This window comes from Bradyrhizobium sp. (genome assembly GCF_030693485.1).
Taxonomy (GTDB): domain Bacteria; phylum Pseudomonadota; class Alphaproteobacteria; order Rhizobiales; family Xanthobacteraceae; genus Bradyrhizobium.
Genome location: NZ_JAUYAN010000217.1, coordinates 1 through 21,366, shown reverse-complemented (window position 1 = coordinate 21,366; position 21,366 = coordinate 1). Strand labels below are relative to the sequence as shown.

Sequence of the window (21,366 nt, the reverse complement as noted above, 5' to 3'; positions counted from 1 at the left end):
CCGATCGTCCGGCTTGACCGTCACCGGGTTGCCCGTCATCACTTGGCCCACCGGCGTCTGCTTCGCATCGAGCCCGGGCAGCAGCACTTTGATGGCGCAGTCACCCTGGGTCACGATACCGACCAGCACGTCGTCGTCGATCACCAGCACCGACCGAATCCGGTTGTCGCGCATCCGGCGCAGGGCTTCGACGACCATGTCGCCGGAACGAACATGGATCACGGCGCCGCTCTTCTAGGCCAGAGCGCTTTTTACTGTGCTCATCGATCTCCTCTCGTGGGCCCTGACCTATCCCGCCTTGATGGCCCGCGTTGAAGGTTAGTCAAAATATCCTGCCTTGTCAGCACCGCGCCGATCTCGCCGGCGAAGCGTGCCACCTAACCCGCCCTACGCGCTGCATGAATTCAGACCTCATCCTGAGGAGCCGCGCGCGCTTCGCGCGGCGTCTCGAAGGATGGCAGCAGGCCATGTGCCAGATGGTTCGAGACGCGCGTCAGGCAGCGCAAGGGCGCCGCCCGACGCGCTCCTCACCATGAGGGAGCGGGGGTGAAAATTCTTTCGAGATGGATCGCCGGGTCAAGCCCGGCAATGACCGCCTGCTACCTCGGCGCGCGCTTAGCCAATATCCGCTGCAACGTCCGCCGATGCATGTTCAGCCTTCGCGCCGTCTCCGAGACGTTGCGGTTGCACATCTCGTAGATGCGCTGGATGTGTTCCCAGCGCACGCGATCGGCCGACATCGGGTTGTGCGGCAGTTCGGATTTCTCGGTGCCGCTCGCCAGCAGGGCGGCGACGACGTCGTCGGCGTCGGCGGGTTTCGACAGGTAGTCCACCGCGCCCATCTTCACCGCGGTGACGGCGGTGGCGATGTTGCCGTAGCCGGTCAGCACGATGGCGCGGGCGTCCGGGCGCTTGCGCTTCAGCGCCGCCACCACGTCGAGGCCGTTGCCGTCGCCGAGCCGCAGGTCCACCACCGCGAAGGCGGGTGCGGCCTTGCCGATCTGCTCAAGCCCCTCGGACACGCTGTCGCAGGAGGTGACGGTGAAGCCGCGGGATTCCATCGCGCGCGACAGCCGCTCCAGGAACGGCTTGTCGTCTTCCACGATCAGCAGCGAGCGGTCGGCCTGGTCAGTCAGTTCGGCATTGGCGTTCAAGGTGCGGATATCCCCGTTGTGGCGAACACTACCATCATATGGCGCGGCATCACAGCGCTGCCAAGACCGCTTGAGATCAAAGACCGGGTCAGATCGATTTAACAACCATCTCATTGCTGCGGTGCGGCGCTAAGTCGCTGGATCATCTGATATTTCGTCTGTTTCGGTGGCCTCGAAGCGGGCCCGCGGCCAGGCGATCTGGACCACCGCGCCATGATCCGGGAAGGTCCGGTTGCGGAACGATATCCTGGCGCCGGTGCGTTCCAGCAGCGTGCGGGCGATGAAGACCCCGAGGCCGAGGCCGCGGCGGCCGCCTTGGGGATCGTCGGTGCCGCGCCGGCGCGACAGATAGGTTTCGCCGATCCGCTTCAGGATGTCGGGCGCGAAGCCGGGGCCGTCGTCGGAAATCACGATCTCGACCGTGTCTGAGTTCCACCACGCATTCACCTCCACGGCCTTGCGCGCGAAATCGACGGCGTTCTCCAGGATGTTGCCGACGCCGTAGAGGATCGCCGGATTGCGGGTGCCGACCGGCTCGCGGGCCGCCGTCACCGCGATCCGCACCTTGATCTCGACGCCGAAATCGCGATGCGGCGCCACCAGTTCCTCGATCAGCGTCGACATCGGCATGCGGTCGAACGGCGCGCCGGTCGCCGACAATTGCGTGATCTTGCCCAGGATATCGCGGCAGCGCTGGGTCTGCTCGCGCAGGGTCTTGAGGTCGGAGGCGATCGGGCTGTCGGCGGCAACGGTCTTCTCGAGCTCGCGGGAGATCAGAAAGATGGTCGCGAGCGGGGTGCCGAGTTCGTGGGCGGCGGCGGCGGCGAGGCCGTCGAGCTGGGTCAGATGCTGCTCCCGTGTCAGCACCAGTTCGGTGGCGGCCAGCGCGTCGGAAAGTTTTCTGGTGTCGTCGGTGACCTGGATCGCATAGATGCTGGTGACGCCGATCGCGAGCAGGATCGAGAGCCAGACCCCGAACAGATAGACCGGCGGCAGCACCACGGGTTCGTCGCCCGCCCATGGCAGCGGCAGATGGAAGAACACCAGTGCTGCGGCGCAGGCCACCGCAAGCACGGCGAGCGCGATGGTCAGCCGGATCGGCAGCGCCGTCGCCGAGATCAGGACCGGGGCCAGGAACAGAAACGCGAACGGGTTCTGCAGGCCGCCGGTCAGAAACAGCAACGCCGCCAGTTCCACGATGTTGAGCGCCAGCAATCCCGCTGCGTAGACCGGTTCCAGCCGCTGCATCGGGTTGAACGCGATCTGCAGCACCAGATTGAGCAGCGCGGACAGGCCGACGATGGTGAGGCAGGCAACGACCTCGAATTCGAATTCGAGCCCGTTCGCCACGATGAAAATGGCGGCGAGCTGGCCGAGCACCGCGAGCCAGCGCAGCCGCAGGATGGTATCCAGACGGACATGGCGGCGCGGATGGCGAAAATCGGAGGCTGCGACGTCGGTCATCTCAGCAGTTTAGCTGCGCGGCGGGGCGACCACAAACTGGTATCTAATTACCAAAGGCTGGCATTGCATGGGGTTGTTTTCGATATTTTGGTGGGAGCCGGCGCCAGCCTTGCGTTGGCGGCCCCGATGGCTCAAGGAACGGCCCGCATGATGCCTGCAGACGCCGCACCGTCCGACGTGCCCGCAACCGGTCCGGCCGGCTCCGCGGCGATCGAGGTCGCGAATCTGGTCAAAGTCTACAAGACCGCCCGCGCCGTCGATGACGTCTCGTTCGCCATCGCGCGCGGCAGCATCACCGGGCTGCTCGGCGGCAACGGCGCCGGCAAGACCACCACCATCGCCATGATCATGGGACTGGTGCTGCCGACCTCGGGAAAGATCCAGGTGCTGGGCTGTGCGATGCCGGAGCAGAGCGCCGAGGTGCTGGGGCGGATGAATTTCGAAAGCCCCTATGTCGACATGCCGATGCGGCTCTCGGTGCGGCAGAACCTCACCATCTTCGGCCGGCTCTATGCCGTCGAGAATTTGCGCCAGCGGATCGACGAACTCGCCGCCGATCTCGATCTCGGCGACTTCCTCGACCGCGCCAATGGCAAGCTTTCCGCCGGGCAGAAGACCCGCGTGGCGCTGGCCAAGGCGCTCATCAACCAGCCGGAGCTGCTGCTGCTGGACGAACCGACGGCGTCGCTCGATCCCGATACCGCGGACTGGATCCGGCAGCATCTTTTGACCTACCGCAAGACCCACGGCGCCACCATCCTGCTGGCGTCGCACAACATGCTGGAGGTCGAGCGGCTGTGCGACCGCGTCATCATCATGAAGCGCGGCCGCGTCGAGGACGACGACAGCCCCGACAACATCATGACCCGCTACAACCGCGCCACGCTGGAGGAAGTGTTTCTCGACGTCGCGCGCGGCCGCCAGCAGGAGGGCGCGTCGTGAGCCTACTGGTGCTGCCGGGGGGCATCGCGCCGCATCGCATCAACGCGATGATCCTGCGCTACTGGTACCTGTTGCTGTCGTCGTGGCCGCGGCTCCTGGAACTGATCTATTGGCCGGCGCTGCAGATCATCACCTGGGGCTTCCTGCAGAACTACATCTCGCAGAATGCCGGGTTTTTCGCGCAGGCCGGCGGCACCCTGATCGGCGCTGTGATCCTGTGGGACATCCTGTTTCGCGGCCAGCTCGGCTTTTCGATCTCCTTTCTGGAGGAAATGTGGGCGCGCAATCTCGGCAACCTGATGATGAGCCCCTTGAAGCCGATCGAGTTCCTGCTCGCGCTGATGGCGATGAGCCTCATTCGCCTGGCGATCGGCGTCATTCCGATGACGCTGCTGGCGATGATGTTCTTCGACTTCAATCTGCTCGGCTTCGGCCTGCCGCTGGTCGCGTTCTTCTGCAATCTGATCTTCACCAGCTGGTCGCTCGGGATCTTCGTCTCCGGGCTGGTGCTGCGCAACGGCCTCGGCGCCGAGAGCATCGTCTGGACGCTGATGTTCGGGGTGATGCCGCTCGCCTGCGTCTATTATCCGGTCACGGTGCTGCCGCACTGGCTGCAGTACGTCGCCTGGGCGCTGCCGCCGACCTATGTGTTCGAGGGCATGCGGGCGCTGATGATCGACAAGGTGTTTCGCGCCGACCTGATGCTGGCGGCGCTGGCGATCAACGCGGTACTGTTTATTGCGTCATTCGCCGGATTTCTTGCCCTTTTGCGCAGCGCCCGGCGCCACGGCTCGCTGATCCAGAGCGGCGAATAAAGTTCACTTATCCCAAGGAAACCTAAGAAATTCAGGGACCTTTAGACTTTTTAGCACGTAGATATACCGATCCGTGCATTGACGCTTAATTACGCATTCGGCAGTATGCTGCGATGCAAAATGGAATTTGAGGAAAATATGCCGATTGGTGAGTTTGGCGCGCCCCCGCCGTTGGTGGCCGAAGGCAGTCCGGCGCTGACGACGCCGATGTACTGGATGTACGAAATGGGACAGGCGTCGCTCAACCCGGCACGCGCCGTCACCGACGCCACCAAGATCCTGTTTCAGAATCCGCTGAATCCGTGGTCGCACACCGAATTCGGCAAATCGATCGCCGCCGGCTGCGAACTGTTCGAGCGCACCACGCGCCGTTACGGTAAGCCGGAGTGGGGCCTCAACGACACCGAGGTCAACGGCGTCCGCACGCCGGTCGAGATCCGCACCGTCTGGGAAAAGCCGTTCTGCCGTCTGCTGTATTTCGATCGCAAGCTGACCCGTCCGTTGCGCAGCCCGCAGCCGCGGGTGCTGATCGTGGCGCCGATGTCAGGCCATTACGCCACGCTGCTGCGCGGCACCGTCGAAGCCTTCCTGCCGACCCACGAGGTCTACATCACCGACTGGGCCGATGCGCGGATGGTGCCGCTGACTGAGGGACGCTTCGATCTCGACGACTACGTCGATTACATTATCGAAATGCTGCAGACGCTCGGCACCAACATGCATGTGATCGCGGTGTGCCAGCCCTCGGTGCCGGTGGTGGCGGCGGTTTCCGTGATGGAAGCCGAGCGCGATCCCTTCGTCCCGGTGTCGATGACGCTGATGGGCGGCCCGATCGATACCCGCCGCAATCCGACCGCCGTCAACAATCTGGCGGCCGAGAAGGGCATCGACTGGTTCCGCCGCCATGTCATCACCAAGGTGCCGTTTCCGCATCCCGGCGTGATGCGCGACGTCTATCCCGGGTTCCTGCAGCTTTCGGGCTTCATCAGCATGAATTTCGATCGCCACAAGGACGCGCACAAGGCGCTGTTCAGCAATCTGGTGAAGGGTGACGGCGACCTGGTCGACAAGCACCGCGAGTTCTATGACGAATATCTCGCGGTCATGGACCTCTCGGCGGAATATTATCTGCAAACCGTCGATGTCGTGTTCGTCAAGCATGCGCTGCCCAAGGGTGAAATGATCCACCGCGGCAAGCTGGTCGATCCCACGAAGATCATGCGCGTGGCGCTGATGACGGTCGAAGGCGAGAACGACGACATCTCCGGCATCGGCCAAACCGAAGCCACCCACGCGCTCTGCCCGCATATTCCCGACCATCGCCGGGTGCATTACGTGCAAAAGGGCGTCGGCCATTACGGCGTCTTCAACGGCTCGCGCTTCAAATCGGAAATCGTGCCACGCATTTCCGACTTCATGCTGTCGGCGGCGAGCAGGAAGCCTGCACTGGTTGCCGCAGCGGAATAAACCTCGATCGAGCCGCGACAAGCGCGAGATCGCGGCTCGCGCGACTATGCGGCGTTGATTCGACGCGATCGTTAACCCTCTGAATTGATGCAAGGAAACCGGGATTCGCGGCTTCTCGAAAGAATGAGGAATATTTCATTCTTTCGAGGCCATCGCGACCCCCGGTTCCGTCCAAAATTTCCGGCTCCAGGCCCATCCTATGGGGTCGGCTTGGCGATCTGCCCCTGTATATTGGGCAAATGATTTGTTTTTGCGCCGAGCGATTTCACTGGCGGCGGATATGGCAGAATCCGGGCGAACTCTTGCTCCCCGGACTTGCAGATATGGCCACTCGCGCGCTCCTCTATCGGCGGCCTGCCGAACCCTCTCGACTCCTCGTCAAGCACGGCTCGCAAATCTATTCGATCAGGTTGCGCCGGCACCGCCGCGCGCGGCGCTATACCCTGCGTATCCATCCCAGCGACCGCGAAGCGATCCTCACCATGCCGCCGCGCGGCACCATCGCCGACGCCAAGGATTTTGCGCAACGTCACGGCGGCTGGATCGCCGCGCGTCTCGGCCGGTTGCCGAAGGCAGCCCCCTTTCTTCCGGGTACCGTGGTTCCGTTGCGTGGTGTCGCGCACAAGATCGTGCATCGCGCCGGCGTCCGCGGCACCGTGTGGACCGAAATCCGCGACAGCGGCGAGCGCATCATCTGCGTCGCCGGCGGGGCCGAGCATATCGAGCGGCGGGTCCACGACTATTTGAAGCGCGAGGTGCGCAACGATCTGCAAAAGACTACGCAAAACTATGCCGGGGCGTATGGCGTCAAGGTGAAGCGGCTGTCGATCCGCGACCAGTCGAGCCGCTGGGGCTCCTGCACCTCGGCCGGCTCATTGTCGTTCTCGTGGCGCCTGATCCTGGCGCCGCCTTACGTGCTGGATTATCTCGCCGCCCACGAAGTAGCGCATCTGGTCGAGATGAATCATTCGGCGCGGTTCTGGCGGGTGGTCGCCCGCGAATGCGGCCATGTCGAGCGCGCCAAGACCTGGCTCGACACCCACGGCAACGATCTGCATCGCTACGGGATTCAGGATTAGCGCATCGCGACCAGGGACTTGGCTCGAGGTGCACGGCCGGCAAGATGCGGAAGGTTCGCGCTGTGATATTATTATCACGGCCGTTGCGCGGACAATAATATAACCTATCACCTTGGAGTGCGCTGTGGCGTTTCTTGCTGAACAGGAATTTCCATGTCCAGTCATCAAAGAATGTATTTGTTAGCGGCGACTTCCATCGCCGCCCTGGTAGGCGTTCCGTTCAATGCGAACGCTCAGGATCGCATCACGTCGGTCTGGACCGGAGCTTACATGGGTGTCCATGGCGGCGTCGCAGCGCAGCAGTCGACCACTTACGATCTGAACGGATTTGGCCCCTTCGTGTTTTTCTCAGCGGGCACGGGTTCAGTAACCCAGAACCGAACGAGCGGGCTCGCCGGCGGTCACGTCGGATACAATTGGCAGTCCCGCCGATTGGTCTACGGCGTCGAAGCGGATATTGCAGGAGCCTTCGGCGGCAATGCCGATGTCACCTTAAATCAGGATCTTTTTGGCGGAACCATCTTTCAACAAACCTATTCGACCGAGTTGAAATGGCTGTCGACTTTCCGGGGACGAGCCGGTCTGGAGCTTGACGGGACCCTGGCATTTGTGACGGCAGGCTTGGCGGTCGCCGGATTACGGAACCGCTGGGGACAGGGATTTACCGACGGCACGCCGCTCGAGTTTGCAGATCGATTTGTCGACACCGGTGCGCGATTTGGTTGGACCGTCGGTGGCGGCATCGAGCACCGCTTTTCGCCGAACTGGAGCGCACGGCTCGAAGGTCTTTTCATGGATTTCGGTCGATCCCGCAAGACGATCACGGCGACGAGTGCCGGCGGCACCGACACCGGGAACTTCAGCGCGCAATGGGAGAACACTGCGATCGTCGCACGAGCCGGCCTCACTTACCATTTTGGCACGGTCAACTGACCGGCGGAGCCTTATCGGCGCGGAGCTGATGCGAGAGGCGGAACCCGCCGGAAACAAGGCTCAAATCGAGTCGATGCTGTGTTTGAGTTCCTTCGCGACCGCAGAGATCACATCCGCCCAGGGTTGCTGCTTGATCTGACTGCGCACGCAGACACGTGGATACCAAACGCTGTCATCACGTCCGGCGAACCAGTACCAGATTCGCGCATGGCCATGCGGAACCAGGACCCAGGTGGGCTTGCCCAGCGCTCCCGCCAGGTGAACGGTCGTGTTGTCAACGGTGACCACGAAGTCGCACGCGCCGATGGCTGCCGCCAGCCCGTCGATATCGTTGGTGTTGTCGATGCCGTCCAGGCGCTCGACGCAAATCCCCATATCGCGCTCGATCGCCGCTCGCTCGATTTGCGTGTCGCCGTACTGCAAGTCGACGAACCGGCATCCGGGCAACCGCAGCAGCGACTCGAAATCGCTCAGTCGGGTGCTCCTGCGCTGCCCGAATTCAGGATTCTTGCTGATCCACGACAATCCCACGACGACGCGCTGATCGGCTTTCAACGGGCTGCGCAACGCCCTGACCCGCGTATCGTCGGCCACAAGATAGCCCTGCGGACGGCGCGGAAAGGCGCTCAGGCCCGGTCGCAAGAATCGGCCGAGCCCGCCAAGCGGCGCGTGGGCATCCACCCTTCCATCGTAGAGATCAGGGCCAAGTCCGACGACCTTCACGGTCGGAAACGATCGTACGAACAATGGGACCAGGCGAGGTTCGACCTCGAGCACAATCGAGTCTGCGTATGCCGCAAGTTCCGCGATCATGCTTGAATGCAGGATCTGATCGCCGACGCCTTGTTCCCCCCAGATCAGAAGAGTCCCCCGAACTCGTTCTCCTTTCCAGCCCGCCTGCGGATAGGCGCGGGGAGCAACATGGCCTGTGGCATTCCAGCGATGTTCGTAATGGTCCCATCCCTCCGGCAGCCGACCCCGTGAGAGATACTGCAGGCCGAGATTGAAATTCGCATCGGCATTGCCGTGTTCGAGCCCGAGCACGCCTTCATAGCAACCGATCGCCTCCTCGCCGCGGTCGGCTACCTGCAGGGCCTTGCCGAGATTCATGCGCGCGGCGATATAGCCGGGTTCGATGGCGAGCGCTCGCTCGTAGCACGCAATCGCCTCATCAAGGCGTCCGAGGTCTCTCAGACTGTTGCCGAGGTTCATGTGGGCTCTGGTGAAACCGGGATCTATCGTCAGGGCTTGCCGATAGCGACGAACGGCCTCCTCGTGGCGACCGGCGGCATGCAGCGCGTTGGCGTAGTTGACGTGCACCGCCACATGCGCCGGCTCCAGCGCCAGCGCTCTCTCGTACTGCAAGCTGGCCTCGTCCGGACGGTCGAGCGCCAGCAAGGCGTTGCCGAGATTGTTGAGCGTGCCGACGTCGCCGGACTGCAGCGCAAGGGCTTGCTCGTAGTGACCAATGGCTTCGTCGTTGCGCTGGAGGCCCTGCAGCGCGACCCCGAGATGGGAATGCGCATCGGCAAGGGTGGCGTTGATGGCGATCGCCTGCCGGAATGACGATACGGCCTTCGCCAGTTGACCGGCCTGAAGATGAGCCAGGCCATCGTGATACAGCCGGCTCGCCTCCATGGCTCCGGTGGAGGAACTGAACGCCGTTGTCACGACGACGCGGTATGGCGATTGTTCGACGGTCATTCGCTGAACCAGCCCCTTGTCGCGAGAGATGATACTCGCACGCGATCAGGTCGCGAAGCCTACTCCGCCAATTCAAGGGTATCCATCGGCGCGGCTCCGTTGCCGAACGCTGCGGAACTGGCGCTGCCCGACTGCAACTGGGAGGTCCGCTCATCAAGACGAAGCACGCAAACGAAAGCTACCGTCCGAACAACCGGTCCACCAGCCAGCCGTCCAGACCCGCCGCCGCTTCCGGACGCGCCGAGGGGTTGGATGCCCGCGTCGGCGCCGGGCGGTTTGCGCTGCTGCCTGAGGGGATCGGCGCGAGCGGGACGGGCGCTTGCGCCACAGGAGTTGGCGCTGGCGGTGCCGAGGGCGCGCTGACTTGCGATGCGGACTGAATGAGGTTGGTCAGGAAGCCGCCCTGGCGCGCGCTCGGCAGGGCCGCGACCGGCACGCCCTGATGGGCCGCGCGCATGAAGCGGGACCAGACCTCGACCGGCAATCCGCCGCCGGTTGCCTTCTTCGTCGGCGAGTTGTCGTCATTGCCGAGCCAGACGCCGGTCACCAGATTGGCGGTGTAGCCGACGAACCAGGCGTCGCGGAAATCCTGGCTGGTGCCGGTCTTGCCGGCGGCCATCCAGCCGGGAATTTCCGCCTTGCGCGCGGTGCCCGAGAGCAGGGTTTCCTGCATCATGGTGTTCATCATGGCGACATGGCGCGGCTCGATCACCTGGCCGAGCTGGTCGGCGGGGCGGACATACAGCACCTTGCCGTCCGCGGTACGGATCCGGGTCACGACATGCGGGGTCGATCCCCGGCCGCCATTGGCAAACGGCGCATAAGCGCCGACCAGTTCGTTGAGCGAGACTTCCGAGGTGCCGAGCGCGATCGAGGCATTGGCTTCGAGTTTCGAGGAAATGCCGAGCCGGTGTGCGGTGCGCACCACGTTCCTGGCGCCGACTTCCAGTCCGAGCCGCACCGCCACCGTGTTGAGCGACATCGCCAGCGCCTGCGTCAGCGTCACCGCGCCAAAATATTCGTGGGTATAGTTCTCGGGCCTCCAGCCCTTGACGTCGAGCGGCGCATCCTGCCGGGTCGTCTCCGGCGTCAATCCCGTCTCGATCGCGGTCAGGTACACGAACGGCTTGAACGCCGAGCCCGGCTGGCGCTTCGCGGTAACCGCGCGGTTGAACTGGCTCTCGGCGTAATTGCGGCCGCCGACCATGGCGCGCACCGCGCCATCGGGCGTCATCGCCACCAGCGCGCCCTGGCTGACGTTGAATTTGACGCTCTTGGCCGCGAGCTCGTCGATGATGGAGGCTTCGGCCACGCTTTGAAGTTTCGGGTCGATCGAGGTTTCGACCACGATGTTCTGGTCGACCTGGCCGATCAGATCGTCGAGCACTTCGCCGATCCAGTCCGCCACATAATTGATGGTGCCGGCGCCTGCCGCTTTCACATTGGTGGAGGGCTGCCCGATCGAGGCCTTGGCCTGCGCTTCGGTGATGAATTTGGCGTCGGCCATCGCAGCCAGCACGATCTGGGCGCGTTTCTCGGCGCCTTCCGGGTTACGGTTCGGCGCAAGGCGAGAGGGTGATTTGACCAGGCCCGCGAGCATCGCGGCCTCGGCAATCGTGACGGTCTTCGCCGGCTTGCCGAAATAGCGCTGGGCCGCGGCCTCGACGCCATAGGCACCGGAGCCGAAATAGACCCGGTTGAGATAGAGTTCGAGAATCTCGGTCTTGGAATGCTTGCGCTCCAACCACAGCGCCAGTTCGACTTCCTGCAGTTTGCGCATGAAGGTGCGCTCCTGGGTCAGGAACAGGTTCTTGGCGAGCTGCTGGGTCAGCGTCGAGCCGCCCTGCGAGACGCCGCGATGCAGGACGTTGGCCACGGCCGCGCGCGCGATTCCGAACGGATCGATGCCGTAATGCGAGTAGAACCGGCGGTCCTCGATGGCGATGAACGCCTTCGGTAAATGGGGCGGCAGGTCCTTCAGCGAAACATTGGCGCCGGCCATTTCGCCGCGGGTCGCCAGCACGCTGCCGTCGAAGCCTGTAATCTGGATCGTCGGCGGCCGTTTCGGGATTTCGAGCGACTGGATCGCCGGCAGATGCGCGCCGACCCAGATCACGACGCCGACGGCAATGATCACGGCCCAGAGGCCGAGCACCGCGCCCCAATAGACCAGGCGGCCGAGGCCGCTGCGGGCGCGGCCCCTCGATTTGCGCTTGCTGCTCGCCGCCTTCGCACGCGGTTTGCGCTCGCGCGGCGCATCGTCGCCGGAATCGCCGGCCTTGCGCCTTGCGGAAGGTCTTTTCTTCGGCTCGTCACCGCTGGCCACGCGGTCGCCGGGGCTGAGGCGCAGCTCGCTCAGCGATGCGGCGAGCCCGAATTGCGGCTCCTTGCGTCCGCCGCTCTTTTTTCGTCCCCACGCCATACGCCAACGCCGCCCACACCGGTCCTGACGCACGCTAGCGGCCGGGATTTAAGGGCCCGTTAGCGAGAGGTTAACGCGCAATTAGGAGGTACGGCGACGCGTGCTAAAAGCAGGGCAAAGCTAGGGGGAACAAAGGAGAATTGCATGGGCCATATCGATCCGACCAAGGAAGTATTCGCGCAATTCCGGGCCACTGACCGGCCGGGCCCAATTCACATGCTGAATCTGGTCAGGCTGCGCGCGCAGGCCGCCTATCCCGATGGCCGAAAGGCTACCGGCGCGGAAGCCTATGCGGCCTATGGCCGGGAAAGCGGACCGGTGTTCGAGCGGCTGGGGGGCCGGATCGTGTGGCAGGGACGCTTCGAGCTGATGCTGATCGGGCCCCAGGACGAGCGATGGGATCATTGCTTCATCGCCGAATACCCCGGCGTCGTCGCATTCGCGGAGATGATTCGCGACCCGGCCTATCGCGAGGCGGTGAAACACCGGCAGGCGGCGGTCGAGGATTCGCGTCTGATCCGGCACGCGGTGTTGCCGCCCGGAAAGACGTTTGGTGAAATTCCGAAGTAGGCCCCGACGAAATCGGCGGCCCGAAAGGGCCGCCGATCGCTTTTTCCAGGATGAGAAGAACTAGCCCGCCGGGCCGGTGTCTTCGAGGATCGGGCCGAACAGTTCCCAACGCTCGCCGTTGAACTTCATCATCTGCAACTGCTTGTTGACCCGGTAATCGGTCGGCGTGGTGTTGACGAGGATGCCCGGCAGCGACAGGTCGAGCTGCACGTTCTTCAGGCTGGTGGCCTGCTTCATGACGTTTTCACGGGTCAGGTTGTCGCCGCACGCCTTGAGCACGTGGATCAACAACTGCGTGGTCGAGTAGCCGTAGGAGTTGAAGCTCGAATCCTTGTCGCCATCGGGATAGTACTTCGCCATGAATTCGAAATACTTCTTCATGCCGGCGTCATCTTTCCAGGTCGGATCGAGCGGGTCCTTGCCGTAGTTGACGCTGATCACACCCTTGGAATATTCGAGCCCCGCCGGTTTCATCACCGCGCCGACGGAAGTGGCGTTGATGTCGAGGATGTGCACCGGCTTCCAGTTGAGTTCGCCGAGCTTCTTGATGGTCTGCGCCGCCTGCTTGGGCGTCGAGGCGCTGAAGAACAGGTCGGCGCCGGCGTCCTTGATCTTGAGGATTTGCGAATCGACGGTCGGATCGGAGACTTCGTAGGAAGCTTCCGCGACCACCATCTTCGCCGCCTTGTCGCCGAGGCCGGCCTTGATGCCGTTCAGGTAGTCTTTGCCGAGGTCGTCGTTCTGATAGAGGATGCCGACCTTGGCGTTCGGATAGTTCTTGATGATGTACTGGCCGTAAATGCGGCCTTCGACGAAATAGTTGGGGTTGAAACCCATCGTCCACGGGAAATTTTTCGGGTCGGTGAACTTCGACGCGCCGGTGGCGGCGAACAGCTGCGGCACCTTCTTCGAGTTCAGATATTTCTGCACGGCGGCGTTCGACGGCGTGCCGAGGACCTGGAACGTGAGCAGAACCTCGTCACTCTCGACCAGCTTGCGCACCTGCTCGACCGCCTTGGGCGGGCTATAGGCGTCGTCATACTGGATCAGGTTGATCTTGCGGCCGTTGACGCCGCCCTGGTCGTTGATCATCTTGATATAGGCAGCCTGGGTCTTGCCGATGGTGGCATAGGCGGAAGCCGGGCCGCTGAATGGATTGGTCTGGCCGACCTTGATCTCGGTATCGGTCGCGCCGGTGTCATATTTCTTCTGCGCCGATGCCGGCGCTGCCGACAGCGCGATGGCTACCGCTGTCCCGGTGACGAGCTGAAAAATACCGTTCCTCATATCGCTGCTTTCTCATCTTGTTATTGTACCGATGGTCTTGTCCTGTTGTGGCGGACGCCATCGCTGGAAAGATACTGAAGGAACGGTTGTGGCATGGCAATACGATGCTGGCCGGCAAGGTGAACGAATTTACGCCAGCCAGCAGGACCAATGCGATCGCAGCGGGCAGAACTAGACCTTCAGCATGGCGACCAGCGCCCCAGCAGATTGGCGATCCAGATAATGGCGTTCCCAGTACGGCAGCCAGATTTCGGGTGGACGCTATCATGGCTCCCGTAAAGAGTGCGACGAGCCGGCATGCTTTCCGCCAGAAACGACGTCCCACACCCCGTTGACGATCCATGAGCAAACAGCCTGAAGCGTTCGGCCTCGACCGGCTGCGCACGCCGATCGGAACGGCCGTGCTGGTGAGCGACGCCGATGGCGTGCTTCGCGCGCTGGATTGGGAGGACCACGAGTCGCGCATGAAAGACCTGCTGCGGCTGCAATATGGGGCAGTGGTGTTGAAAGATGCGCGGGCATCAACCGAAACCCGGACGGCGCTCACCGGTTATTTCAAGGGCGATCTCGATCGCCTGAAAGAGATCCGCTGGGACATCGCCGGCACCCCGTTCCAGCGCAAGGTCTGGAAGGCGCTGCCCAAAATTCCGCCCGGCACCACCCTGAGCTACGGCGTACTGGCGGCGAAACTCGGCATGCCCAACGCGGTGCGTGCGGTCGGCCACGCCAACGGAGCCAACCCGCTCAGCGTGGTCGTGCCCTGCCATCGCCTGATCGGCGCCAACGGTTCGCTGGTCAAATATGGCGGCGGGCTGGAGCGCAAGCGCTGGCTGCTGGAGCATGAGGGCGTGGTGTTGAGTCTTCCGTAGCCCGGATTGCGCTGCGCTCCATCCGGGCTTCGATGGCGTCCTCGTTGCGACTTCCGAATCTACGCCGCGGGCTGCGCCACGCTCTCTTCATTCGCCAGCAGATGGATCAGCGCGCTCTTGATCGCGGCCTGCCGGGTCGGCGCGTTGATCTGGGCGCCGAGCAGGTCGGTGACGTAGAACACGTCGCGGGCGCGCTCGCCGAAGGTCGCGACATGGGCCGAGGCGATGTTGAGATTGAGTTTCGAGATCGCCGTGGTCAATTGATACAACAGGCCTGCCCGGTCAAGGCCCGACACCTCGATCACGGTGTAGCGGTCCGACCACTGGTTGTTGATGGTCACTTCCGGTTCGACCACGAAGGGCCGCGCCTTGCCGCGGCCGGCGGCGCGCTTCGCGACCACCTCGGGCAGCCGCAATTTGCCTTCCAGCACGTGCTCGATCATTTCGCCGATCCGGGTGGCGCGGCGTCCCTCGTCCTCGTCGCGGTCGTACTCTCGCGATATCGCGATGGTGTCGAGCGCGCGGCCGTCGGTGGTGGTGTAGATCTGGGCGTCGACGATATTGGCGCCCGCCGAGGCGCAGGCGCCGGCGATGATCGACAGCAGCCAGGGATGGTCGCTGGCGAAAATGGTCAGTTCGGTGACGCCGCGCGCCTCGTCGAAGCCGACATTGATCGCGAGCTTGTGTTCGGCCTGTTCGCTGGCCTTCAGGAAGCGGGCATGGCGAATCTTGCGCGCCAGTTCGACCTTGAGCCAGTAGGCCGGATAGTGTCGTCCGATATAGGCGTTGAGTTCGGCTTCCGGCCATTCGGTGAAGGCGGCGCGGAATTCCGATTGCGCCACCGCGATGCGCTGCGCCCGGTTCACTTCCGAGAAGCCGCCGGTCAGCACCGGTTCGGTTTCGTAATACAGCGTGCGCAACAGCTGCGCCTTCCAGCCGTTCCAGACCCCGGGCCCGACGCCGCGGATGTCGGCGGTGGTCAGGATGGTCAGGAGCTTCATCTGCTCGACCGACTGCACCACGGCGGCGAAATTCTCGATGGTCTTGCGGTCGGAGAGGTCGCGCGACTGCGCCACCGTGGACATCGTCAGATGCTGCTCGATCAGCCAGGCGATCAGTTCGGTATCTGCGGCGTTGAAGCCGAGCCGCGGGCACAGCCGCCGCGCCACCTTGGCGCCGGCGATCGAGTGATCCTCGGGCCGGCCCTTGGCGATGTCGTGCAACAGCGTGGTGATGTAGATCACCGCGCGGTGCTCGGGCTGGATCTTGCGCATCAGGTCGCTGGCGACGGTGAACTCGTCATTGCCGCCGCGCTCGATATCCTGCAGGTAGCCGACGCAGCGCAACAGGTGCTCGTCGACCGTATAGTGATGATACATGTTGAACTGCATCATCGACACGATCTTGCCGAAGGCGCGAATGAAATGACCGAGCACGCCGGTCTCGTTCATGCGCCGCAGCACGATCTCCGCGTCGTTCGACGTCAGGATCTCCATGAACAGCCGGTTGGCTTCGGGATTTTCGCGCAGCTGGGTGTTGATCAGCTTCAGCGACCGCGTCACCGTGCGCATCGCGTCCGGGTGAAAGGCGAGATTGTTTTACTGCGCCAGCCGGAAGATCCGGATCAGGTTGACCGGGTCGTGCTTGAAGATGTCGGGTGCTGCGAGATTGATGCGGTTATGGTCGATGATGAAATCGTCGCTGTCGGGCACCCGGCGCCGGTTGTTGGAAGGCCGCAGCCGCGCCATCATCCGGCTCAGCACCGGCGCCGGCTTGGCCTGCTGGTCTTCCAGCTTGGCGCACAGGATCGCGGTGAGGTCGCCGACGTCCTTGGCGACCAGGAAATAATGCTTCATGAATCGTTCGACATCCTGCATGCCGGGATGCGAGGTATAGCCGAGCCGGATCGCGATCTCGCGCTGCATGTCGAACGACAGCCGCTCCTCGGCGCGGCCGGAAAAGAAATGGATGTTGCAGCGGACCGACCACAGGAAATCGGCGCAGCGGCGGAAGGTGCGGTATTCCTGCGCGTCGAACACGCCATGTTCCAGCAACTCGTCGGTCTCGCGCACGCGGTAGACGTATTTGGCGATCCAGAACAGCGTATGCAGGTCGCGCAGGCCACCCTTGCCGTCCTTGACGTTGGGCTCGACCAGATAGCGCGACTGCCCGGCGCGGCGGTGCCGCTCCTCGCGCTCGGCGAGCTTGGCAGTGACGAATTCCGCCGCGGTGCCCTGCACCACTTCCTTGTCGAAGCGCGCGACCAGTTCGTCGTAGAGCGGCTGGTCGCCGGTCAGGAACCGGGTCTCGAGAATTGCAGTGCGGATCGTCATGTCGCCGCGCGCTTGCCGGATCGATTCATCGACCGAGCGGGTGGCGTGGCCGACCTTCAGCCCCATGTCCCACAGGCAATACAGGATCGCCTCGGCGACCTGCTCGCCCCAGGCGGTCTGCTTGTAGGGCAGGATGAACAACAGATCGATGTCGGACTCCGGCGCCATCAATCCGCGGCCATAGCCGCCGGTGGCGACCACCGCCATGCGCTCGGCGCCGGAGGGCACCGGCGAGCGGTAGAGATGGCGGGTGGCGGCCGAAAACAGGATGCGGATGATCTCGTCCTGCACGAAACACAGCCGTTCGGCGCAGCGCCGCCCGTGCCGGTCCTTCAGCAGCACCGCCTGCGCCACCGCTCGGGCCGCGATCATTTCCGCTTTCAGCAGTTGAGCCATGGCGGAGCGAAAAACATCCTCGCGGCCGGCATGGGTGGCGGCGAGCGCGTCCACCGCCGCGGTGATCCGCGGGGTATCGAAACGGTCGTCAATGTCGGGGCGGGGCTGGGTCACGAGGTTGTCCATATCCTAACCCGATATCGGACGGCGCCGGACCTGTCACGGGAGATTCAAGCCGGATAGCAGCAGGTCCATGCTGCCTTGGCCCGGCTTTGTGCAAAGCTGTTCTCAACGCCGCGCCTTAGCAGCAGCTATTTTCTCGTTGACGTTGCCGTTTAACTGATTGAAATAAAAGGGTGTTTTTAGGGCGGCGCCACACCCTGCCGGCGCTTTGCTGCCCCCGATTTAATCCATCTCACCTCACGGAGAACCGACGATGTCCAGGATTTCACGGCGCGCAGTAGCGGCCATCATCGCCGTCTCGGTGCTGGTGCCCGGCGCCGCGTACGCTGCCGACCCGCTCAAGGAAATTCGACTGGATTGGGCGACCTACAATCCGGTCTCGATGATCCTCAAGCAAAAGGGGCTGCTCGAAAAGGAATTCGCCAAGGACGGCATCAGCGTCGTCTGGGTGCAATCGGCCGGCTCCAACAAGGCGCTCGAATTTCTCAACGCCGGCTCGATCGATTTCGGTTCCACCGCGGGCTCCGCGGCGCTGGTCGCCAGGATCAACGGCAACCCGATCAGGTCGATCTATGTCTATTCGCGCCCGGAATGGACCGCGCTGGTGACCTCGAAGGATTCGAAGATTGCGACCGTTGCTGACCTGAAGGGCAAGCGCGTCGCGGTGACCCGCGGCACCGATCCGCACATCTTCCTGGTGCGTGCGCTGCTCGATGCCGGCCTGACCGGCAAGGACATCACGCCGGTGCTGCTGCAGCATGCCGACGGCAAGACCGCGCTGATCCGCGGCGACGTCGATGCGTGGGCCGGCCTCGATCCGATGATGGCGCAGGCCGAGGTGGAAGACGGCGCCAAACTTTTCTTCCGCAAGCCCGACGCCAATACCTGGGGCATCCTCAATGTGCGCGAGCAGTTTTTGAAGGGTTATCCCGACGCAGTCCGCCGCGTGCTTGCGGTGTACGAAGAGGCGCGGAAGTATTCGCTGGCCAACTACGATGACCTGAAGAAGACCTTCATCGCCGTCACAAAACTGCCGGAGGCGGTGGTCGACAAGCAGCTCAAGGAGCGCACCGAACTGACCCACAGCCGGATCGGCGCGCCGCAACGCGCCTCCATCCTGGCCGCCGGGCTGGCGCTGCAGCAGGCCGGCGTGGTCGACGCCAAGGTCGACGTCAAGGCGACGGTCGACGCCCTGATCGACGACCAGGTCCCGCTGCCGACGAATTGAGTTCTCTTCTTCCCTCCCCCGCAAGCGGAAGATCGAGCGCAGCGTCAACTTGCAATCCTGAGCGAGACGCGGTTTTGCTATGGCCATGACGCTGGACACGATTGCTGCCCCGAAGCCTGACACCATCGCGACGCCCGCGCCCTCCGGCCGGCTGCGCCGCTATGCACGGCCGGCGCTCGGCCTGCTGCTGCCGGTCGGCCTCGCGCTGGGCTGGGAGATCGCCGTCGGGCTGGGGTGGTCCAATGGCCGACTGGTGCCGCCGCCGTCAAAACTGTTCGCGACCATCGTGGAACTGGCCCGCAGCGGCGAGCTGACCCGTCATATCGTAGCCACGCTATCGCGCGTGTTCGCTGGCTTCGGGCTCGGCGTGGTCGCGGGCACGCTGCTTGGCGCTGTCTCCGGCTATTGGGGCCTGGCGCGGCAACTGCTCGATCCCACCGTGCAGGCGCTGCGAGCGATCCCGTCGATCGCCTGGGTGCCGCTGTTCATTCTGTGGCTCGGCATTTTCGAGACCTCGAAAATCGCGCTGATCGCGGTCGGGGTGTTCTTCCCGGTCTATCTCGGCGTGATGGGCGCGATCCTGTCGGTTGACCGCAAGATCGTCGAGGTCGGCCGCACCTTCCGGCTCTCCGGCCCCGCGATGATCCGGCGCATTTTGCTGCCCGCGGTATTGCCGGCCTATGTGGTTTCGCTGCGGGTCGGGCTGGGTCTGGGGTGGATGTTCGTGGTCGCCGCCGAATTCATGGGTGCGTCCGAAGGCCTCGGCTATCTCCTGATCGACGGCCAGCAACTCGGCAAGCCTGCGCAGATCCTGGCCGCGATCGCGATCTTCGCCATTCTCGGCAAGACCACCGACTGGCTAATCGAGATCGCGACGGCGCCATTGCTGCGCTGGCAGGACGCGTTCGGCCGCCAGGGCGGAGCGACCTGATGCTGGCACTCGATCGCATCGGAAAAGTCTATCCCAACGGCGTCAACGCGCTGGAGCGCTTTTCCGCCGATATAAGGCTGGGCGAAATCGTCGCCATCATCGGCGGCTCCGGCTGCGGCAAGTCAACACTGCTGCGCGCCATTGCCGGGCTCGATCGCGCTACCACCGGCACGGTGACGCTTGACGATATCAAGGTCACCGCGCCGCATGCGAAGATCGGCATCATCTTTCAGGAGCCGCGGCTGCTGCCCTGGCTCAGCGTCGCCGACAATATCGGCTTTGGCCTTTCGGATCTGCCCGCCAATATCAGGCGCGAGAAAGTCGCCGCCGCGCTGGCGCGGGTTGGTCTGTCAGACAAGGCCGGTGCCTGGCCGCGCGAACTCTCCGGCGGGCAGGCGCAGCGGGTGGCGATTGCGCGGGCGCTGGTGCCGCAGCCGGAAGTGCTGCTGCTGGACGAGCCGTTCTCCGCGCTCGACGCCTTCACGCGGCGCGATCTGCAGGATCATCTGCTCGACCTCTGGGCCGACACGCGGCCGACCTTGCTGCTGGTCACCCATGATGTCGACGAAGCCGTGGTGCTGGCCGACCGCGTACTGGTGATGCGGCCGCGGCCGGGCCGGCTGTTCGAGGAAATCAAGATCAATCTGGCGCGACCGCGCGACCGCGCCTCGCCGCATTTCGACAATTTCAAGCGCCGCGTGCTGACCGCGCTGGACCGCTCGCTCGACCGCGGCGTGCCCGACGCGGACGCGAAATCAACCACCGGTGAAGCGATGTGGTGGTGACATCGGCAGCCTGAGCCGGTACATCCGACCGGCAATACCATCCGGGAGAGAAAAAATGGACGCCGCCGAACTCCGCGCCACCCAGGCCCCGATCAAGGAGCGCTACAAGTCCGATCCCAGGACGGCGATGATCAAGCTGGTCGCCAGGGGCTCGATCGAGAGCGAGGGCATCGCCTGCAAGGTCGAGACCGGCCGCGCCTTGGCGATTGCCGGCCTGCATCCCGCGACCGGCGGCTCCGGGCTCGAACTGTGTTCCGGCGACATGCTGCTGGAAGCGCTTGTCGCCTGCGCCGGCGTGACGCTGAAGTCGGTGGCGACCGCCGTCGAAGTGCCGCTGAAGAGCGGCCATGTCATTGCCGAAGGTGATCTCGATTTCCGCGGCACGCTCGGCGTCGACAAGGAAGCCCCGGTCGGCTTTGCGGAAATCCGCCTGAAGTTCGAGGTCGGCACCGACGCGCCGCAGGACAAGCTCGATTTGCTCCTGAAACTCACCGAGCGCTATTGCGTGGTCTATCAGACCATCAAGAACGGCCCGAAAGTTTCCGTGTCGATGCAGCGGGTGTGACGGTGCGTCGTCCCTGCGAACGCAGGGACCCATACGCCGTGTCCTCTCGTTCCAAGAACCGCCGTTCGACGACTTTCGCACCACACGAATAGTTGTGGTTATGGGTCCCTGCGTTCGCAGGGACGACAGCAAATGTCCCCCGAACTCGCCTTCCTCCTGACGCTCTTGCTGCGGATGGCGATCACCGCCGCGTTCGTGGTGACGGCGTCCGTGATCACCGAGCGCTCCGGTCCGGTGATCGGCGCGCTGGTCGCGACGCTGCCGATTTCGGCGGGGCCGTCTTATGTGTTTCTCGCGCT

17 protein-coding genes and 1 pseudogene are annotated in these 21,366 nt (G+C 63.7%); 11 read left to right on the top strand and 7 right to left on the bottom strand.

Annotated elements, in window-relative coordinates; all coding sequences use genetic code 11:
- From Q8N40_RS16175 to Q8N40_RS16165, 3 genes are all read right to left on the bottom strand, one after another.
- Positions 1–222, bottom strand: a 222-nt coding sequence (locus Q8N40_RS16175) for a cyclic nucleotide-binding/CBS domain-containing protein (protein WP_305712518.1), incomplete at its 3' end; no start/stop codon positions are given.
- 377 nt (positions 223–599) lie between these two features.
- The gene (locus tag Q8N40_RS16170; RefSeq protein WP_305712517.1) at positions 600–1,154 is read right to left on the bottom strand and encodes an ActR/PrrA/RegA family redox response regulator transcription factor; all 555 of its coding nucleotides are present in this window, start codon (positions 1,152–1,154) and stop codon (positions 600–602) included.
- Positions 1,155–1,283: 129 nt separating this feature from the next.
- Positions 1,284–2,618 carry an ActS/PrrB/RegB family redox-sensitive histidine kinase gene (locus tag Q8N40_RS16165; protein WP_305712516.1) on the bottom strand — a complete coding sequence of 445 codons (1,335 nt, stop codon included), beginning with the start codon at positions 2,616–2,618 and terminating at the stop codon, positions 1,284–1,286.
- A gap of 147 nt (positions 2,619–2,765) precedes the next feature.
- On the opposite strand from Q8N40_RS16165, the gene Q8N40_RS16160 reads away from it, so the two are divergent.
- From Q8N40_RS16160 to Q8N40_RS16140, 5 genes are all read left to right on the top strand, one after another.
- Positions 2,766–3,560: an ABC transporter ATP-binding protein gene (locus Q8N40_RS16160; RefSeq protein WP_305712515.1), complete on the top strand. Its 795-nt coding sequence runs from the start codon at positions 2,766–2,768 to the stop codon at positions 3,558–3,560.
- A gap of 47 nt (positions 3,561–3,607) precedes the next feature.
- The gene (locus Q8N40_RS16155) at positions 3,608–4,375 is read left to right on the top strand and encodes an ABC transporter permease (RefSeq protein ID WP_305319723.1); all 768 of its coding nucleotides are present in this window, start codon (positions 3,608–3,610) and stop codon (positions 4,373–4,375) included.
- 138 nt (positions 4,376–4,513) lie between these two features.
- Positions 4,514–5,842, top strand: coding sequence for a polyhydroxyalkanoate depolymerase (locus tag Q8N40_RS16150; RefSeq protein ID WP_305319715.1), 1,329 nt, complete (start codon positions 4,514–4,516; stop codon positions 5,840–5,842).
- Positions 5,843–6,081: 239 nt separating this feature from the next.
- Positions 6,082–6,921, top strand: a complete 840-nt coding sequence (locus tag Q8N40_RS16145; protein WP_305712514.1) for a M48 family metallopeptidase — start codon at positions 6,082–6,084, stop codon at positions 6,919–6,921.
- Positions 6,922–7,074: 153 nt separating this feature from the next.
- Positions 7,075–7,854, top strand: coding sequence for an outer membrane protein (locus Q8N40_RS16140; RefSeq protein ID WP_305712513.1), 780 nt, complete (start codon positions 7,075–7,077; stop codon positions 7,852–7,854).
- 60 nt (positions 7,855–7,914) lie between these two features.
- Here the strand turns inward: Q8N40_RS16140 and Q8N40_RS16135 are convergent, their stop codons facing one another.
- A complete protein-coding gene (locus Q8N40_RS16135; protein ID WP_305712512.1) occupies positions 7,915–9,558 on the bottom strand; it encodes a tetratricopeptide repeat-containing glycosyltransferase family protein in 1,644 nt (547 codons plus the stop codon).
- Between the two features lie 178 nt (positions 9,559–9,736).
- The gene (locus Q8N40_RS16130; protein ID WP_305712511.1) at positions 9,737–11,980 is read right to left on the bottom strand and encodes a transglycosylase domain-containing protein; all 2,244 of its coding nucleotides are present in this window, start codon (positions 11,978–11,980) and stop codon (positions 9,737–9,739) included.
- Positions 11,981–12,124: 144 nt separating this feature from the next.
- On the opposite strand from Q8N40_RS16130, the gene Q8N40_RS16125 reads away from it, so the two are divergent.
- Complete coding sequence (locus Q8N40_RS16125; protein ID WP_305712510.1) at positions 12,125–12,550, top strand: DUF1330 domain-containing protein; 426 nt, start codon at positions 12,125–12,127, stop codon at positions 12,548–12,550.
- A 60-nt stretch (positions 12,551–12,610) separates the two neighbouring features.
- Here the strand turns inward: Q8N40_RS16125 and Q8N40_RS16120 are convergent, their stop codons facing one another.
- The gene (locus tag Q8N40_RS16120; RefSeq protein ID WP_305712509.1) at positions 12,611–13,837 is read right to left on the bottom strand and encodes an ABC transporter substrate-binding protein; all 1,227 of its coding nucleotides are present in this window, start codon (positions 13,835–13,837) and stop codon (positions 12,611–12,613) included.
- 341 nt (positions 13,838–14,178) lie between these two features.
- Between Q8N40_RS16120 and Q8N40_RS16115 the strand changes: the two genes are divergently transcribed.
- A complete protein-coding gene (locus tag Q8N40_RS16115; protein ID WP_305321645.1) occupies positions 14,179–14,706 on the top strand; it encodes a methylated-DNA--[protein]-cysteine S-methyltransferase in 528 nt (175 codons plus the stop codon).
- Positions 14,707–14,765: 59 nt separating this feature from the next.
- On the opposite strand, the pseudogene Q8N40_RS16110 reads toward Q8N40_RS16115, so the two are convergent.
- A pseudogene (locus tag Q8N40_RS16110) lies at positions 14,766–17,561 on the bottom strand ([protein-PII] uridylyltransferase).
- 250 nt (positions 17,562–17,811) lie between these two features.
- Here Q8N40_RS16110 and Q8N40_RS16105 point away from each other — a divergent pair.
- From Q8N40_RS16105 to Q8N40_RS16090, 4 genes are all read left to right on the top strand, one after another.
- Entirely contained in the window at positions 17,812–18,786 is a 975-nt protein-coding gene (locus tag Q8N40_RS16105) for an aliphatic sulfonate ABC transporter substrate-binding protein (RefSeq protein ID WP_305321647.1), read from the top strand.
- 79 nt (positions 18,787–18,865) lie between these two features.
- Positions 18,866–19,717 carry an ABC transporter permease gene (locus Q8N40_RS16100; RefSeq protein WP_305321648.1) on the top strand — a complete coding sequence of 284 codons (852 nt, stop codon included), beginning with the start codon at positions 18,866–18,868 and terminating at the stop codon, positions 19,715–19,717.
- Positions 19,717–20,502: an ABC transporter ATP-binding protein gene (locus tag Q8N40_RS16095; protein WP_305321649.1), complete on the top strand. Its 786-nt coding sequence runs from the start codon at positions 19,717–19,719 to the stop codon at positions 20,500–20,502. Before Q8N40_RS16100 ends, Q8N40_RS16095 begins: the two co-directional genes overlap by 1 nt.
- Positions 20,503–20,557: 55 nt before the next feature.
- Entirely contained in the window at positions 20,558–21,067 is a 510-nt protein-coding gene (locus Q8N40_RS16090) for an OsmC family protein (RefSeq protein ID WP_305712508.1), read from the top strand.
- Positions 21,068–21,366 lie beyond the last annotated feature (299 nt).

What these genes read in the sequence shown, in the direction of transcription:
- Q8N40_RS16135 (WP_305712512.1), bottom strand. Translation starts at nt 9,558, where the DNA reads ATGACCGTCGAACAATCGCCATACCGCGTCGTCGTGACAACGGCGTTC.
- Q8N40_RS16150 (WP_305319715.1), top strand. Translation starts at nt 4,514, where the DNA reads ATGCCGATTGGTGAGTTTGGCGCGCCCCCGCCGTTGGTGGCCGAAGGC.
- Q8N40_RS16090 (WP_305712508.1), top strand. Translation starts at nt 20,558, where the DNA reads ATGGACGCCGCCGAACTCCGCGCCACCCAGGCCCCGATCAAGGAGCGC.
- Q8N40_RS16160 (WP_305712515.1), top strand. Translation starts at nt 2,766, where the DNA reads ATGATGCCTGCAGACGCCGCACCGTCCGACGTGCCCGCAACCGGTCCG.
- Q8N40_RS16115 (WP_305321645.1), top strand. Translation starts at nt 14,179, where the DNA reads ATGAGCAAACAGCCTGAAGCGTTCGGCCTCGACCGGCTGCGCACGCCG.
- Q8N40_RS16140 (WP_305712513.1), top strand. Translation starts at nt 7,075, where the DNA reads ATGTCCAGTCATCAAAGAATGTATTTGTTAGCGGCGACTTCCATCGCC.
- Q8N40_RS16145 (WP_305712514.1), top strand. Translation starts at nt 6,082, where the DNA reads ATGATTTGTTTTTGCGCCGAGCGATTTCACTGGCGGCGGATATGGCAG.
- Q8N40_RS16130 (WP_305712511.1), bottom strand. Translation starts at nt 11,980, where the DNA reads ATGGCGTGGGGACGAAAAAAGAGCGGCGGACGCAAGGAGCCGCAATTC.
- Q8N40_RS16100 (WP_305321648.1), top strand. Translation starts at nt 18,866, where the DNA reads ATGGCCATGACGCTGGACACGATTGCTGCCCCGAAGCCTGACACCATC.
- Q8N40_RS16125 (WP_305712510.1), top strand. Translation starts at nt 12,125, where the DNA reads ATGGGCCATATCGATCCGACCAAGGAAGTATTCGCGCAATTCCGGGCC.
- Q8N40_RS16095 (WP_305321649.1), top strand. Translation starts at nt 19,717, where the DNA reads ATGCTGGCACTCGATCGCATCGGAAAAGTCTATCCCAACGGCGTCAAC.
- Q8N40_RS16155 (WP_305319723.1), top strand. Translation starts at nt 3,608, where the DNA reads ATGATCCTGCGCTACTGGTACCTGTTGCTGTCGTCGTGGCCGCGGCTC.
- Q8N40_RS16105 (WP_305321647.1), top strand. Translation starts at nt 17,812, where the DNA reads ATGTCCAGGATTTCACGGCGCGCAGTAGCGGCCATCATCGCCGTCTCG.
- Q8N40_RS16165 (WP_305712516.1), bottom strand. Translation starts at nt 2,618, where the DNA reads ATGACCGACGTCGCAGCCTCCGATTTTCGCCATCCGCGCCGCCATGTC.
- Q8N40_RS16120 (WP_305712509.1), bottom strand. Translation starts at nt 13,837, where the DNA reads ATGAGGAACGGTATTTTTCAGCTCGTCACCGGGACAGCGGTAGCCATC.